At 65.4% G+C, this 14274-nt stretch carries 15 protein-coding genes; 12 read left to right on the top strand and 3 right to left on the bottom strand.

Annotated elements, in window-relative coordinates; genetic code table 11:
- Nucleotides 1–122 precede the first annotated feature (122 nt).
- The 4 genes from ABD050_RS23230 (at nucleotide 123) to ABD050_RS23215 (ending at nucleotide 2972) form a co-directional block, all read left to right on the top strand.
- Nucleotides 123–374, top strand: a complete 252-nt coding sequence (locus tag ABD050_RS23230; protein ID WP_343891902.1) for a type II toxin-antitoxin system Phd/YefM family antitoxin — start codon at nucleotides 123–125, stop codon at nucleotides 372–374.
- Nucleotides 374–871: a type II toxin-antitoxin system VapC family toxin gene (locus ABD050_RS23225; RefSeq protein ID WP_343891901.1), complete on the top strand. Its 498-nt coding sequence runs from the start codon at nucleotides 374–376 to the stop codon at nucleotides 869–871. The genes ABD050_RS23230 and ABD050_RS23225 overlap by 1 nt, the downstream gene beginning before the upstream one ends.
- Nucleotides 841–2445, top strand: a complete 1605-nt coding sequence (locus tag ABD050_RS23220; protein WP_343891900.1) for a tryptophan halogenase family protein — start codon at nucleotides 841–843, stop codon at nucleotides 2443–2445. The genes ABD050_RS23225 and ABD050_RS23220 overlap by 31 nt, the downstream gene beginning before the upstream one ends.
- Nucleotides 2446–2552: 107 nt before the next feature.
- Nucleotides 2553–2972: a GFA family protein gene (locus ABD050_RS23215; protein WP_343891899.1), complete on the top strand. Its 420-nt coding sequence runs from the start codon at nucleotides 2553–2555 to the stop codon at nucleotides 2970–2972.
- 9 nt (nucleotides 2973–2981) lie between these two features.
- On the opposite strand, the gene ABD050_RS23210 is transcribed toward ABD050_RS23215, so the two are convergent.
- Nucleotides 2982–3167, bottom strand: coding sequence for a hypothetical protein (locus tag ABD050_RS23210; RefSeq protein ID WP_343891897.1), 186 nt, complete (start codon nucleotides 3165–3167; stop codon nucleotides 2982–2984).
- 103 nt (nucleotides 3168–3270) lie between these two features.
- Nucleotides 3271–4026 (bottom strand): competence/damage-inducible protein A, encoded by a 756-nt coding sequence (locus ABD050_RS23205; protein WP_343891896.1) that lies wholly within the window; start codon nucleotides 4024–4026, stop codon nucleotides 3271–3273.
- 63 nt (nucleotides 4027–4089) lie between these two features.
- Between ABD050_RS23205 and map the strand changes: the two genes are divergently transcribed.
- The 6 genes from map to ABD050_RS23175 all read left to right on the top strand — a co-directional run bounded on the left by map (nucleotide 4090) and on the right by ABD050_RS23175 (nucleotide 10756).
- Nucleotides 4090–4917, top strand: a complete 828-nt coding sequence (map, locus tag ABD050_RS23200) for a type I methionyl aminopeptidase (protein WP_343891895.1) — start codon at nucleotides 4090–4092, stop codon at nucleotides 4915–4917.
- A gap of 419 nt (nucleotides 4918–5336) precedes the next feature.
- Nucleotides 5337–5582: a hypothetical protein gene (locus tag ABD050_RS23195; RefSeq protein ID WP_343891894.1), complete on the top strand. Its 246-nt coding sequence runs from the start codon at nucleotides 5337–5339 to the stop codon at nucleotides 5580–5582.
- A 360-nt stretch (nucleotides 5583–5942) separates the two neighbouring features.
- Entirely contained in the window at nucleotides 5943–6281 is a 339-nt protein-coding gene (locus ABD050_RS23190) for a P-II family nitrogen regulator (protein ID WP_260598561.1), read from the top strand.
- A 96-nt stretch (nucleotides 6282–6377) separates the two neighbouring features.
- Nucleotides 6378–7790, top strand: coding sequence for a type I glutamate--ammonia ligase (glnA, locus tag ABD050_RS23185; protein ID WP_343891893.1), 1413 nt, complete (start codon nucleotides 6378–6380; stop codon nucleotides 7788–7790).
- Between the two features lie 105 nt (nucleotides 7791–7895).
- Nucleotides 7896–9806 (top strand): AsmA family protein, encoded by a 1911-nt coding sequence (locus ABD050_RS23180; RefSeq protein ID WP_343891892.1) that lies wholly within the window; start codon nucleotides 7896–7898, stop codon nucleotides 9804–9806.
- Nucleotides 9807–9985: 179 nt separating this feature from the next.
- Complete coding sequence (locus tag ABD050_RS23175) at nucleotides 9986–10756, top strand: SPFH domain-containing protein (RefSeq protein ID WP_343891891.1); 771 nt, start codon at nucleotides 9986–9988, stop codon at nucleotides 10754–10756.
- 117 nt (nucleotides 10757–10873) lie between these two features.
- On the opposite strand, the gene ABD050_RS23170 is transcribed toward ABD050_RS23175, so the two are convergent.
- Complete coding sequence (locus ABD050_RS23170) at nucleotides 10874–11851, bottom strand: quinone oxidoreductase family protein (protein ID WP_343891890.1); 978 nt, start codon at nucleotides 11849–11851, stop codon at nucleotides 10874–10876.
- 120 nt (nucleotides 11852–11971) lie between these two features.
- Between ABD050_RS23170 and ABD050_RS23165 the strand changes: the two genes are divergently transcribed.
- A complete protein-coding gene (locus ABD050_RS23165) occupies nucleotides 11972–13396 on the top strand; it encodes an aldehyde dehydrogenase family protein (protein ID WP_343891889.1) in 1425 nt (474 codons plus the stop codon).
- 29 nt (nucleotides 13397–13425) lie between these two features.
- A complete protein-coding gene (locus ABD050_RS23160) occupies nucleotides 13426–14250 on the top strand; it encodes an ATP-grasp domain-containing protein (RefSeq protein ID WP_343891888.1) in 825 nt (274 codons plus the stop codon).
- Nucleotides 14251–14274 lie beyond the last annotated feature (24 nt).

Genomic DNA, 14274 nt, shown 5'->3' with positions numbered 1-14274 from the left:
GTCTGGCGCTGTCATTTTTCCCGAATTTGCCAACCGGTTGTTGCGACGCCGCCACAGCATAGTATTGTACCTACAAGTTCAAGCGGATATTGTAGGATCATAGGCTCAGGAAAGGCGCATTTGTGAAGGTCATCGCCAGCCGTGAATTCAACCAGGATGTGAGTTCGGCGAAGCGCGCCGCGCGACTCGAACCGGTGTTCGTCACTGATCGCGGCCGACCAACTCATGTCCTGATGAGCATCGATGCCTTTCGACAGCTCACCGGCCAGACCGAATCCATTGTCGACCTCCTTGCCATGCCCGACATCCCCGAAATCGACCTCGCCGACACACGCCCCGAAAACCTGTGGAATCGGCATGAGGCGGTCGGCTGATGTACCTGCTCGATACGGGCGTTGTGTTTGAATTACGAAAAGCGCGCGCTGGCGGGACCGATGCCGGCTTCGCGAGCTGGGCCGCCGGCCTGTCACGGCAGAATCTGTTCATCTCGGCAATCACTCTCCTTGAGCTCGGCAACGGCGCGGCGCGGGTCGCGCGCGGTGACAAAGCCGCTGGGCTCGCCTTGCAGGAATGGATCGACACCAAGGTGCTTGGCGCTTTCGACGGACGGATCCTGCCAGTCGATACGGCGGTGGTGCGGCGCCGGAGCCAGCTTCCCTATACGGACGCCCGCGACGGCCTGATCGCCGCGACCGCGGTCGAGCACGGGCTGACGCTCGCCACCGGCAATCCGGGTGCGTTCAAGGCCGGACGGATCAAGGTGCTGAATCCCTGGACCTACCGCGCCGAGGCGGCGGATGAGGATGGCGATTGGCGGCAGGCGGCAAAGGCCGGACCGCAATGGCTCAAGAATCTGTTCGTCAGGGCGTGAGCACAGGCTACGAGGGGACGATGGACGGCAAACGCAGAATCCTCATTGTCGGTGGCGGCACCGCGGGATGGTTGACGGCTGCCTATCTGGCAAAGTCGCTCGAGATCTTCGACAACCGGCGGCTCGAGATCACGCTGCTTGAATCGCCCGATATCGGCATCATCGGCGTCGGCGAGGGCACTTTCCCGACGATCCGGACCACGCTGAAGTTCCTCGGCATCGACGAGAGCCGCTTCATTCGAGCCGCCTCGGCGACCTTCAAGCAAGGTATCCGCTTCGTCGACTGGGTGCGCACGCCCGAGAATGGCGAGCACGAGCATTTCTTTCACCCGTTCGAAGCCCCCTTCCAGATCGAGGGCGCGAACCTCGTCCCTTACTGGCTTCTCCAGGACGAGAAGGCCCGCCGCCCCTTTGCCGAGGCGATGACGATCCAGAACCGAGTCGCCGAGGCGAAGCGCGGGCCGAAACGGCCCGACGAAGGCGATTTCTCCGGGCCGCTCAACTATGCCTATCATTTCGACGCCGCCCGGCTTGCCGACGTGCTGGCCGAACGGGCAAGGCAGCTCGGCGTCGTCCATCTCCAGGGCCTGGTCGGGCAGGTCGAGCTCGACGCGACGGGCGCGATCGACCATGTCGTCAGCCTCGAGCATGGCCGGCTGGAGGCGGATCTCTATATCGACTGCACCGGGTTTCGCGCCGAGCTGATCGGCCGGGCACTCGGCGTACCGTTCAAATCGGTCCGGCCGATCCTGTTCACTGACCGGGCGCTCACCTGCAAGATCCCCTATGACCGGCCCGATACGCCGATCGAAAGCTACACGATCGCGACGGCGCATGAAGCGGGATGGACCTGGGACATCGGGCTGAATGGCGCGCGCGGGATCGGCTGCGTCTATTCGAGCGACCATATCGGCGACGACCGCGCCGCCGAGATATTGCACGACTATATTGGCCCGCGCGACCATGAGATCAAAACCCGGCGCATCGCGTTCGAGGCCGGCTATCGCGAGCGGCAATGGGTGAAGAACTGCGTTGCGGTCGGCCTGTCGGGCGGCTTTCTCGAGCCGCTCGAATCGACCGGCGTGCTGCTGATCGAGGCGGCGATCGGGATGATCGCCGAAATGTTCCCGCATTACGGCCCGGTCGACGCCCCGGCGCGGCGCTTCAACGAGCTGATCGCTGCGCGCTACGACAATATCGTCACCTTCCTGAAGCTGCATTATTGCCTGAGCCGGCGCAGCGAGCCCTTCTGGCGGGAGAATGCCGATCCCGCCTCGATGCCCGAGCGGCTGACCGAGTTGCTCGAGCAATGGCGCCACCGGCCACCGGGGCGATTCGACTTCACCCTCGATCTCGAATCCTTTGCCTTCTTCAATTACCAGTACATCCTCTACGGGATGGGCTTCAAAACCGACCTGTCGCCGGGCCGGGCCGACTTTCCCAACACGGGCGCCGCGGAAAAGACCTTCGCGCGCATCCGCCATTTCGGGGAACGTGCAACGCTCGACCTGCCGGCGCACCGCGCGTTGATCGAGCAGATCAACGGCGTGGGCGCGCTGTCGCTCGCCGAATAGGCCTTTCCGATGTGGCGCCCTTGCGGAAAGTCGGATCGGACCGGGGCGCCCCCGTTTCGCCCGAGGTCGAAATGCATGCTGACCGTAGCTTAAAAGGGGATTCAAGAATGACCGGCGCTACTCTCCGATATAGCGGGGGCTGCCAGTGCGGCGCAGTGCGCTATGAGGCCGAGGGCGAGCCCATCAATGCGGGCCATTGCTATTGCGCCGATTGCCGCAGGGCCTCGGGTTCGGGCTTCATTCCGTTCATGGGATTTGCGAGCGACAAGGTCAGGTTCAGCGGCGAGACGCGACAATTCAGCTCGCCTTCGTTTCGGGGCGGTGACGCGGTGCGCAACCGCTGCGCCGCCTGCGGCAGCCTCGTCTTCGGCGGGATGGTCGGCGTGGATTCATCTCACACCATCTATGCAGGCTCGCTCGACGACCCCGGTGCCTTCAGTCCGACGATCGCGATCTTCACCCGGGACCGCCCGGATTGGGCGATGCTCCCGACCAATCTGCAGGCTTTCCAGACATTGCCCGACTGATCCGGAGGTTCAGACGAACGGCAGCGCCAGCACCGACAAGATGATCCTGGCCATTCCACGGGCGACATAGATCCACAACGCAAGGGGCGGCTTCAATTCGCCCGAATCGCTCCTGCGCGACGAAACGATCGCCGGTTCCGGCGTGCTCGGTACCCGCACCGCGCGACCCACCGCCGCGACACTCCTGTCCGTCATGCCTGGTCACCCCATCCCGCCGCCGCGACGGGCCCTAGCTGGGCTCTTCCTGGCGGAAATCAAGTCACAGGAACCGTCCTGTTCCCGGGCAGCGGCATTACCATCAAATGCCGTCAGCGACGACCGCCCAGCCCTCGGCCTCGAGCCGCGCGGTGAGATCGGCGATGCAGCTGTCCACCAGCGCCTGATCAGTCGCGCGGACGACGAAATTGGCGCCCGTGCGGCCATCGCGGAAAAAGGGATAGCTGCCAATCGCGACGCCGTCATGCGCGCGCTCGACCGCGCCGAGCAGGTCCGCGACCTCGCTTTCCGCGACCCAGCAGCCGATCGTGCGCGAGAGCACCGGTAGCCCGCCTTCGAGCGTGCCCGTGAGCGAATCGAGCATGCCGGCGGTGATATGCGGCACCCCCGCCATCACGAAGATATTGCCGATCCGGATGCCGGGGGCGCCCGACATGCGGTTCTCGATAAGGTCGGCGCCTTCGGGCACCCGCGCCATCCGCATCCGCGCCTCGGTCAGCCCGCCGCGCGTTTCATAATAGTGCTCGAGCACCGCCAGCGCCCTGGGGTGATGGACGACCGGGACGCCGAGCGCAGCGGCGATCGCGTCGACGGTGATGTCGTCATGAGTCGGCCCGATGCCGCCGGTGGTGAAGAGATAGTCGTTGCGTGCGCGGAGCACATTGACTGCCTCGACGATCGCATCGGTCCGGTCCGGCACGACCCGCACCTCGGCCAGCCTGATGCCCTGGACATTGAGCCACGCCGCAACCTGGGCGATGTTCTTGTCCTGGGTGCGGCCCGACAGGATCTCGTCGCCGATCACCGCCAGCGCGGCTGTCCAGATGCGCTCGTTCATCGCCTGCGCATAGCCGCTCGCGCGGGTCTCGCAAAGCCCGGCTGGCCTCGCTATATCATCGCCATGACCGACTATGTAACCGTTACGCCCGACGCCCCTGCGGGCCGCACCGGCGCGATCAAGCTCCACGGCCCCGCTGCTTTCGCAGGCATGCACAAGGCTGGCCGCCTCGCCGCCGAGACGCTCGACATGATCGTGCCGCACATGGTGCCCGGTGTCGCGACCGGCGATATCGACGACATGATCTTCCGCTTCATCAGGGATCGCGGTGGCGTACCCGCAACGCTCGGCTATCGCGGCTACACCCATTCCAGCTGCATCTCGATCAACCATGTCGTCTGCCACGGCATCCCCGGCGAAAAAACGCTGAAGGCAGGCGATATCGTCAATGTCGACGTGACGCCGATCGTCGATGGCTGGCACGGTGATTCGAGCCGGATGTATCTGATCGGCGACGTGCCGATCAAGGCGAAGCGCCTGGTCGACGTGACCTATGAATGCCTGATGCTCGGCATCGAACAGGCGAAGCCGGGCAACCACATGGGCGATGTGGCGAGCGCGATCCAGGTGCACGCCGAGAAGCACCGCTTCGGCGTGGTGCGTGATTTCTGCGGGCATGGGCTAGGGCAATTGTTCCACGACGCGCCCGAGGTCGTCCATGTCGGCCGGCCCGGCACCGGCCCCGAGCTGCGCCCCGGCATGATCTTCACGATCGAGCCGATGATCAATATCGGCCGGCCTGACGTGAAGCTGCTCGACGACGGCTGGACCGCGGTGACCCGCGACCGCTCGCTCTCGGCGCAATTCGAGCATTCGATCGGCATCACCGAGGACGGATGCGAGATCTTCACCACCAGCCCTGCGGGACTCGACCGGCCGCCTTACGCCTGAGCGGGCTTGGAGGGCCCGTCAGCCCCATTTGGCGGGCGCCCCGCCGTCGCCTTGTTCGAGGTGCTGCCGGAACGCATTGAACGCGCAGCCGCTTCGGCGCGTCGCGCGGCTCGCTCCTGCCCACTGCTCCGGCCGGCGGCAGCTCAGCCACAGCAACGCGCGGACATGCGGTTGAATCGAGACCCGATGGCGCTCGGGATTGTGCCCAAATCAGCGTCGCCAGGGCCGGAGTCGTACGGAAATCCGCCGAAAACGGCGCCGCGCCTGGGGTAATTCGGGCAGAGCTGATCGACGCTGTCCCGGGCTGAGCCGGGCTGAGCCATTGTCATCTGATCGCCCGAAACCCGCAACATCACTGCAACGATGACGGGGTAAATTCGGGCCGAATCCGGACAAGCCTTCAAGCAGGATGCGCCGCCATGATGAACGAAATCCTTTCCGGAAATAAGCCGTCGACGATATTCAGGTCCATCGTCGACGATACGCCGACCATCAGCAATATCGACCTGGCTTCTTCCTTCAGGGAAGAGTTTCGCAAGGTGGATCCGCTGGCGATGCAGGTTATCTGGCGCTGGCGTAATCCCGGGCGGGACGTAAGAGAAGATGATGATCAGCTCGATACGTTGCTCCTGTGTCTGCTGCGCATGGCGAAATATGTGAATTAGGTTGCTTGCGCGGTACGCCCTGTGCGGCACCGCGCCAATCCGAGACGACGGGGCGGCCACTCGGGAGCGCGGGGTGGCGTGGAGCGCCCAAAGCATAGACCGGTCGCACGCTTGCGCTCGAAAAGCACGATCCCAAGGCGAAGACGCGATGGGTCGTTTGGCGAGCGTGCTCTATTTCGGCGACTCACGAGCTGCCGCAAAATAGGGCAGCGCCTGCCCGCCTGCACTTGCGTTAGGCAATTGTTTACCCGCCACCCCGGCCTCGGCTACGGATGCTCGCGGCTCGCGAAGCTGGCACGCTTGTTGTAAGGGTTGCCGACAAGGCCGTGGCTTCAACCCAGCAACCGGGGGCATTTTTACGTGAAGAAGATCGAGGCGATCATCAAGCCGTTCAAGCTGGACGAGGTGAAGGAGGCGCTCCACGAAGTAGGCGTCTCCGGCATCACCGTGACCGAGGCAAAGGGCTTCGGCCGCCAGAAGGGACATACCGAACTTTACCGTGGTGCAGAATATGTCGTTGATTTCCTGCCCAAGGTGAAGCTCGAGGTCGTCGTCGAGGACGCGCTGGCCGAGCGGGTGGTGGAGGCGATCGCCGCCGCCGCGCAGACCGGCCGGATCGGCGACGGCAAGATTTTCGTCATCCCGGTCGAAACGGCCCTGCGCATCCGCACCGGGGAGCGGAACGAAGACGCGATTTGACGCGACGCAACATAATGTGACAGCAGGCGCGTCCGGGTGACAACAAGATTCCCGATTCTGTCGGGCAGACTATCGATAGCGAAAGGTACGGGGCATATGGCGAATTCGGCGAATGACGTCCTCAAGATGATCAAGGACCAGGAGATCGAGTGGGTCGATCTGCGGTTCACTGATCCCAAGGGCAAATGGCAGCATCTGACGATGGTTGCGGGCGTGGTCGGCGAGGATGAGCTGACCGACGGCTTCATGTTCGACGGTTCCTCGATCGCGGGCTGGAAGGCAATCAACGAATCCGACATGATCCTGAAGCCGGATCTCGACGCAGTGTGGACTGATCCCTTCTCGGCGACGCCGATGCTGATCCTGGTTTGCGACATCGTCGAGCCTTCGACCGGCGAGCTCTATGCCCGCGATCCGCGCTCGACCGCCAAGCGCGCCGAGGCGTATCTGAAGACCACCGGCATCGGCGACACCGTCTATGTCGGGCCCGAAGCCGAATTCTTCATGTTCGACAATGTGCAGTGGGAAAACAGCTATTCGACGAGCTATTACAAGATCGACGATATCGAGCTGCCGACCAACACCGGCACCACCTATGAGGCAGGCAATCTCGGCCACCGTCCGCGCGCCAAGGGCGGTTATTTCCCCGTCGCGCCGGTCGATTCAGCGACCGACATCCGCGGCGAGATGGTCTCCACCATGCTCGAAATGGGCCTGCCCTGCGACAAGCATCACCATGAGGTCGCCGCCGCCCAGCATGAGCTCGGCCTGACTTTCGGCACCCTGACCACCACTGCCGACCGCATGCAGATCTACAAATATGTCTGCCACAATGTGGCCCAGGCATATGGCAAGACGGTCACCTTCATGCCGAAGCCGATCAAGGAAGATAACGGCTCGGGCATGCACACCCATTTGTCGATCTGGCAGGGCAGCACGCCCCTGTTCGCCGGCAATGGCTATGCCGGCCTCTCGGACACCTGCCTGTTCTTCATCGGCGGCATCATCAAGCACGCCAAGGCGATCAACGCCTTCACCAACCCGACCACCAACAGCTACAAGCGGCTGGTGCCGGGCTACGAGGCGCCGGTGCTGCTCGCTTATTCGGCGCGCAACCGCTCGGCTTCGTGCCGCATCCCTTATGGTGCGGGCGCCAAGGCGAAGCGCGTCGAGGTGCGGTTCCCCGACGCGATGGCGAACCCCTATCTCGCTTATGCGGCGTTGTTCATGGCCGGCCTCGACGGCATCCAGAACCGGATCCATCCGGGCGAGGCGATGGACAAGAACCTGTACGACCTGCCGCCGGCAGAGCTCGCCGAGGTTCCGACCGTGTGCGGATCGCTCCGCGAGGCGCTCGAATCACTGGCCGCCGATCACGACTTCCTGCTCAAGGGCGACGTGTTCTCGAAGGACCAGATCGAATCCTATATCGAGCTGAAGTACGAGGACGTCGCGCGCTGGGAAATGACCCCCAGCCCGGTCGAGTTCGACATGTATTACAGCTACTGATCATCCGGTTTCCGGTTGAGAGGAAGGGGCGTCCGGCTATGTCGGGCGCCCTTTTTGGTGAGAGCCGCTTCCGCTACTCCTTCCCCAGAAAAGGGGGCAAAGTGAATGACGCGCACCGGAACGAAACGCCCCTCGGTTCGTCCTGACGCGATGATTCCCCTCCCCTTTCTCGCTGGCCGCCGTCTGCACATCGCCGCCGGCGTGGTGGTCGGGTTGCTGGCGATCGGCCTGATCACCCTCGCGATGATGCCCTGGGGCGCCTTCAAGCCAAGCATCGAACGCGGCCTGAGCGACCGGTTCGGGCGGCCGGTGACGATCGGCGCGGTGGAGCGGGTCGACAGCTTCTCCTTCACGCCGACGGTTGAGATCCACAATCTGCGCATCCCCCAGGCGGCATGGGCCGGCACCGGCGACCTGGCCCGGATCGAACGCCTCCGGGTCCGCTTCTCCGCATTCCAATTGCTGTTCGGTCGCTTCCGCCCCGGCACGATCGATGTGGACGGCGCGCATCTGGTGCTGGTCCGCGATGCCGATCGCCGCAACAACTGGACCAGGCCCGGCGATGCGAAAAGCGGTGGCAGCAGCCCGCTGGCGCTGAAGGGCTTGCGGATCGCCCATTCGATGATCCTTTATCGCGACGCCTTTCAGGACCGCAGCTTTGCCGTGAAGATCAGCGCCGACGCGGCGACCGGCGTGACGATCAAGGGCACCGGCACGGTCCGGGGCGAGGCAGTGACGCTCGCGGCGCGCGGCGCGGCGATCGAGCAGGCGAGCGGCAAGCCGTGGCCGTTCCACGCGGCGATCGACGGCGCGGCGCTGACGATGACGGCCAACGGCACAGCCGACGGGCCCCTCGACCTCGCTCATATGACGCTCGACGTCACCGCGCGCGCCGACGACCTGAAATTCGTCGATGCCATCATCGAGGCGGGGCTGTTCGGGACGAAGCCAGTGCAGCTGGCGGCACATGTGCGGCGGGACGGCACCGCATGGAAGGTGGGCAGCATCAACGGCCGGATCGGCAGCTCGGACATTGTCGGCCATCTGGACGTCGACAAGGTCGACGGGCGAACCAAACTGAAGGGGGAAGTGACCTCAAACGCGCTCGATTTCGACGATTTCGCCTCGCGCGCCGGCGCCGCCGCTGCGGCCGCCGAGCGCCAGCAGATCGGCCCCCGGCTGGTGCCCGACACCCGCATCAACATCCGCAAGATCACCCATAGCGACGGCACCATCGTCTTCACCGCGCGCCACCTGGTCGGGCACGGCAACTCAGCGCTAGCGGCGATGCACGGCACGCTCACCCTCGACCATCAACTGATGACGATCGCACCCTTCACGCTCCAGCTCACCCGCGGCGCGATCACCGGCTCGATGCGGGTCGACCAGCGCGGCGGTCGCCCGGTGCCGCTGGTGACGATCGACCTGGCGATGCGCGGCAGCAGCATCGCAGCGCTGGCGGGCGGCGGCGGTGAGGTCGACGGGCGAGTCGATGGCCGGGTGACGCTCATCGGCACCGGCAGCACGATCCGCGAAGCGGTCGGTGCGTCGGACGGCATGATCGGCCTGGTCGCGCGTGACGGTGCGCTGCCGGCCAAGGTCGCGTCCCAGCTCGGTTTCGACGCAGTGCGCGGGCTGTTCGGGAGCGGCGATGATGAAGCGGGATTGCGCTGCGTGGTGTTGCGGCTCGCGGTTCGGGGCGGCGTCGGCACCGCCGATCCCTTCCTCATCGACACGACCGCGAGCCAGGCCAATGGCCAGGGCACGATCAGCTTCCCGTCCGAGGCGATGGCGCTGCGCCTGGTCGGCACGCCGAAGGGCAATGTCATCATCAAACTGCCCGGCGCGATCATCGTCGGCGGCACGATCCGCGAGCCGCATGTCGGGGTGACGCCGGGGGTGAAATCGGTGGGCAACATCTTCAAGGCGATCGGGCGCGCCATCAGCGGGGATAATGGGCCGCGGGCGACTGATGCGGATTGCGAGGGATTGGCGCGGCGGGCTTTGGGTGGGTGACCTCTCTCTCCCAATCATCATGCCGGAAGTGAGTGTCGAGGATAACACCTGGCTCATGCAGTTTCTGCACGCGTGATTGATGTTCAGTATCTTCCAGCCGGACGCGCAAAGGCGTAAACAGAGGCTCGCGGCATTCGCCGCGTCACGCCGCTTGCTCGCGGTATCTTCGAGGCATTTCGATGCTCGTCCCCACATTGCTGTTCACCCTGATGCCGGTCGGCATCATTCTGCTGGTGCTCGCGCTCAAATCCTTCGGCATCAACCAGGAATATGAGCGCGGCGTCGTCTTCCGGCTCGGCCGGCTCCAGGCCACCAAGGGGCCGGGCTGGTTCTGGCTGATCCCGATCGTCGAACGGGTGGTGAAGGTCGATATCCGCACCATCACCTATGCGCTCGACACCCAGGAGACCGTAACGCGCGACGGCGTCGCGGTGCGGGTCAACGCCGTGCTGTGGTTCCGCGCCTTCGACGCCGCCGGTGTCGTCACCACCGTCGCCAACTGGAAATCGGCGATCATCCAGGCGGCCGAGACGGCGCTACGTGATGCGATCGGCCAGAGCGATCTCGACCAGATGCTCAAGGACCGCACCACGATCAACGCACGGCTTAACGAGCTGCTGACCGCGACCTGCAACCGCTGGGGGGTCGAGTTCGACGCCGTCGAGATCAAGGATCTCGACATCCCGCCGCAGATGCAGCGCGCCATCGCCCGCGAAGCCGAAGCGGTGCGCGAGAAGCGTGCCCGCATCATCAAGGCCGAGGGCGAGCAGGAGGCGGCGCGCAAGCTCTCCGACGCGGCGATGATCATCGCCGAAGCACCGGGCGCGCTCGAGCTGCGCAGGTTGCAGACACTCGCGGAAATCGGCGTCGAGCATAATTCGACGATCATCGCCATGTTCCCGACCGAATTGCTCGAGGCGTTCAAGAAACTGCCGGGGAAAGCGGCGTAACGCGGCGACAGGAGCCATCCGGCAAAACGGGCGCCTCCCGGCAGATCAGGCCCAATCGTCCAGATCCGTCGCCGCGATCGCCGCGGCGAGACCGGGATGCATTCGGGCCGCGGTGGGTCAGCCGGGAATCAACACTGTCGCGCCGCGCGTTTCGCCTGCCTCGAGCGCACGGTGCGCGTCGGCGGCATCTTCAAGCGCGAAGGTCTGGCCGATCTCCGGGACGATCGCACCCTTCGCGAGCATGGCGAACAACCGGTCGACGCCGGCCTGGCGTTCCTCGGGGGTGACATAATAATCGAACAGGGTCGGCCGGCTGACGAACAGCGATCCCTTCGCTGACAGGATGCCCAGCGCCACGCCGTCGACCGCGCCGCTGGCATTGCCGTAGCTGACGATCAGCCCGCGACGCGCCGCTGAATCGAGCGAGACCGGCCATGTCGCCTTGCCGACACCGTCGAGGATCACCGGCACGCCTTTGCCCCCGGTCAGCGCGCGGACTTGCTTCGCGACATCGACCTGTCTGTGGATCAGCACATGGTCGGCGCCCGCCGCCTTTGCCTGGGTTGCCTTGTCCTCGGTGCCGACGGTGCCGATCACGGTCGCGCCGATATGCTTGAGCCAGCCGACCAGGATATGGCCGACGCCGCCTGCGGCGGCGTGGACCAGCACCGTCTGGCCAGCCTGCACCTTTGCGCAGCGCTCGACCAGGAACTCGGCAGTGCAGCCCTTGAGCAGCACGGCCGCCGCGATGCGATCGTCGACTGAGTCCGGGATCTTCAGCATCTGTGCGGCCGGCAGGTTGCGCTCGGTCGCATAGGCGCCGCGTACCGGCCCGAAGGTGCCGACCCGGTCGCCTACCGCAAGCCCGGTCACGCCCTCGCCCAGCGCCTCGACCACGCCGACCGATTCACTGCCTAGGCCGCTCGGCAGCGGCGACGGATAGAGGCCGGTCCGGAAATAGACGTCGATATAGTTGAGCCCGACGGCCGTCGTGCGGACCCGAACCTCGCCGGGGCCGGGATCAGGGAGGTCGACGGTAACCCACTCAATCACCTCGGGGCCGCCGGTTTTCTCGATCCGTGCAACGCGTGCCATATGTCGGTCTCCTTTGGGGTCGTTTGCAGATAGTCATCGCGTTTCAGGTTGCAACGCTTCGTCTTGCCCGCCATCAAGACGGTTCACCGTACCGCAGGTTCAAAAAAGTTGGAGGCGAGGATGAAGAGCTACCTCAGGCACTATATCGACGGCGCATGGGTCGAGAGCGAGGGCGGCACGCGCCACGAGGTGATCGATCCCGCCACCGAGCAGCCCTGCACCGAGATCATGCTTGGGTCCGCCGCCGATGTCGACAAGGCGGTCGCCGCCGCGCGCCGCGCCTTCGAGACATATTCGCAGACCAGCGTTGCCGAGCGCGCCGCTTTGCTCGGCCGGATCATCGAGGAATACAAGGCGCGCATCCCCGATCTCGCCGCCGCGATCTCGCAGGAAATGGGCGCGCCGATCGGCTTCGCCACCGCGGCGCAGGCGCCGACCGGGCTTGGCCATTTCATGTCGACCCTGAAAGCACTGAACGAATTCCAGTTCGAGGAGCGGCTCGGCCGCGCGCGCGTGGTGCACGAGCCGCTCGGCGTCGTCGCGATGATCACCCCGTGGAACTGGCCGCTCAACCAGATCTGCGCGAAGGTCGCGCCAGCGCTCGCGGCGGGCGATACCATGGTGCTGAAGCCGAGCGAGGAATCGCCCGCCTGCGCGATGATCCTGGCCGAGGTGCTGGACAAGGCAGGCGTGCCCGCCGGCGTGTTCAACCTGGTCAATGGCGATGGGCCGGGTGTGGGCGCTGCCTTGTCGAGCCACAAGGATGTGGACATGGTGAGCTTCACCGGCTCGACCCGCGCCGGCATCGCGGTGGCGCAGGCGGCGGCCGCGACCGTCAAGCGGGTCCATCAGGAACTGGGCGGCAAGGCGCCCAATCTCGTGCTCGAGGGCGCCGATCTGGCCACGGTGCTGCCGCCGACGGTGGCGGGCGTGCTCGCCAATTCGGGCCAGAGCTGCATCGCGCCGACCCGGCTGCTGGTCCATGCCTCGCAGGTCGGCGAGGCAACGCAGATCGTGAAGACGATGATGGAGGCGACCCAGGTCGGCGACCCCTCGGTGATGGGCGCGCATATCGGGCCGGTCGTCAACAAGGCGCAGTATGACAAGATCCAGGGCCTGATCCAGTCGGCGATCGACGAAGGCGCGACGCTCGTCACCGGCGGCACCGGGCGGCCCGACGGACGCAATGCGGGGTATTTCATCAAGCCGACCCTGTTCACCGGCGTGACGCCGGACATGCGTATCGCGCGGGAAGAGACGTTCGGGCCAGTCGCGACGATCACCTCCTATGACAGTCAGGACGAGGCAGTGCGTATCGCCAACGACACACCCTATGGCCTGTCGGCGACGATCTCGGGCGATCCCGCAGCCGCCGCCAAGGTGGCGCCGCGCCTGCGCGCCGGGCTGGTCACGATCAACTCCTGGGCGCCCGAGGGCGGCGGGCCGTTCGGCGGCTACAAGCAATCGGGCAACGGCCGCGAGGGCGGCAAATATGGCCTGACCGACTTCATGGAAGTGAAGACAGTGGTCGGCGAGCCTGCCTGACGGCGATGGGGCTTGCCATTGATGTCCTCATGCCGGCCGCCGGCAGTGAATATGGCGCGGCGGCGCGGCAGATACTGGATCAGTACCGCCAGGCATTCACGGCCCGCGGCATGACGCTGACCGCCCGGCCCTGGGATCTGGGGCCGGGCGTCAGCCAGAATGGGGGCGAGGCGACGCTGGCGCTGTTCGCCTGGGGCTATCATCTCGACGTCGCCCGCTGGGAGGCGATGCTTGCGGCCTGGCCGGCGGAGCGGCCCTTGTTCAACGGGGCGCGTTTGCTCGCCTGGAACACGCGGAAAACCTATCTGCTCGAACTCGAGGCGGCGGGAATCCCGATCGTGCCGAGCTGGTTCGGCCGTGCCGACCAGGCGAGCGTCGCGGCTGCGTTCGAGGCGTTCGGTGCCGACGAACTGGTGGTGAAACCGCAGGTCTCGGGCGGCAGCTATCGCACGGTACGGGTTCGCTCAGGCGATCCGGTCGCGCCGCTCGACGATGCGATCGTCCAGCCCTTCATGCCCGCTGTATCGGGCGAAGGGGAGCTGTCCTTCCTGTTCGTCGGCGGGGTCTTCAGCCACGCCGTGCGCAAGGTGGCGAAGCCGGGTGACTTCCGCATCCAGCCGCAGTTCGGCGGGGTTTTCAGCCGGTTCGAGCCGGAGACCGGGCAATTGAGGCTGGCGGAAAGGGTGATCGCCGCCCTGCCCGTGCCGTCGCTCTATGCGCGCGTGGACCTGCTGCGCCTCCCGGACGGCAACCTCGCCTTGATGGAGCTGGAGGCAATCGAGCCCGATCTTTACCCTCATATGGCACCCGAGCTCCCTGCCCGCCTTGCCGAGGCGATGCGCGCCCTGCTTTAGCGGCGCCAAGCCCAAAGCGGCCGG

The organism is Sphingomonas oligophenolica, from assembly GCF_039522915.1.
GTDB classification, from domain to species: Bacteria; Pseudomonadota; Alphaproteobacteria; order Sphingomonadales; family Sphingomonadaceae; genus Sphingomonas; species Sphingomonas oligophenolica.
This window is presented reverse-complemented; position numbering and strand designations above follow the sequence as displayed.

Excerpts from the sequence above, each read along its gene's own strand:
- ABD050_RS23225 (WP_343891901.1), top strand. The coding sequence starts at position 374 with ATGTACCTGCTCGATACGGGCGTTGTGTTTGAATTACGAAAAGCGCGC.
- ABD050_RS23220 (WP_343891900.1), top strand. The coding sequence starts at position 841 with ATGGCTCAAGAATCTGTTCGTCAGGGCGTGAGCACAGGCTACGAGGGG.
- ABD050_RS23215 (WP_343891899.1), top strand. The coding sequence starts at position 2,553 with ATGACCGGCGCTACTCTCCGATATAGCGGGGGCTGCCAGTGCGGCGCA.
- ABD050_RS23210 (WP_343891897.1), bottom strand. The coding sequence starts at position 3,167 with ATGACGGACAGGAGTGTCGCGGCGGTGGGTCGCGCGGTGCGGGTACCG.
- ABD050_RS23205 (WP_343891896.1), bottom strand. The coding sequence starts at position 4,026 with ATGAACGAGCGCATCTGGACAGCCGCGCTGGCGGTGATCGGCGACGAG.
- map (WP_343891895.1), top strand. The coding sequence starts at position 4,090 with ATGACCGACTATGTAACCGTTACGCCCGACGCCCCTGCGGGCCGCACC.
- ABD050_RS23195 (WP_343891894.1), top strand. The coding sequence starts at position 5,337 with ATGATGAACGAAATCCTTTCCGGAAATAAGCCGTCGACGATATTCAGG.
- glnA (WP_343891893.1), top strand. The coding sequence starts at position 6,378 with ATGGCGAATTCGGCGAATGACGTCCTCAAGATGATCAAGGACCAGGAG.
- ABD050_RS23180 (WP_343891892.1), top strand. The coding sequence starts at position 7,896 with ATGACGCGCACCGGAACGAAACGCCCCTCGGTTCGTCCTGACGCGATG.
- ABD050_RS23175 (WP_343891891.1), top strand. The coding sequence starts at position 9,986 with ATGCTCGTCCCCACATTGCTGTTCACCCTGATGCCGGTCGGCATCATT.
- ABD050_RS23170 (WP_343891890.1), bottom strand. The coding sequence starts at position 11,851 with ATGGCACGCGTTGCACGGATCGAGAAAACCGGCGGCCCCGAGGTGATT.
- ABD050_RS23165 (WP_343891889.1), top strand. The coding sequence starts at position 11,972 with ATGAAGAGCTACCTCAGGCACTATATCGACGGCGCATGGGTCGAGAGC.
- ABD050_RS23160 (WP_343891888.1), top strand. The coding sequence starts at position 13,426 with ATGCCGGCCGCCGGCAGTGAATATGGCGCGGCGGCGCGGCAGATACTG.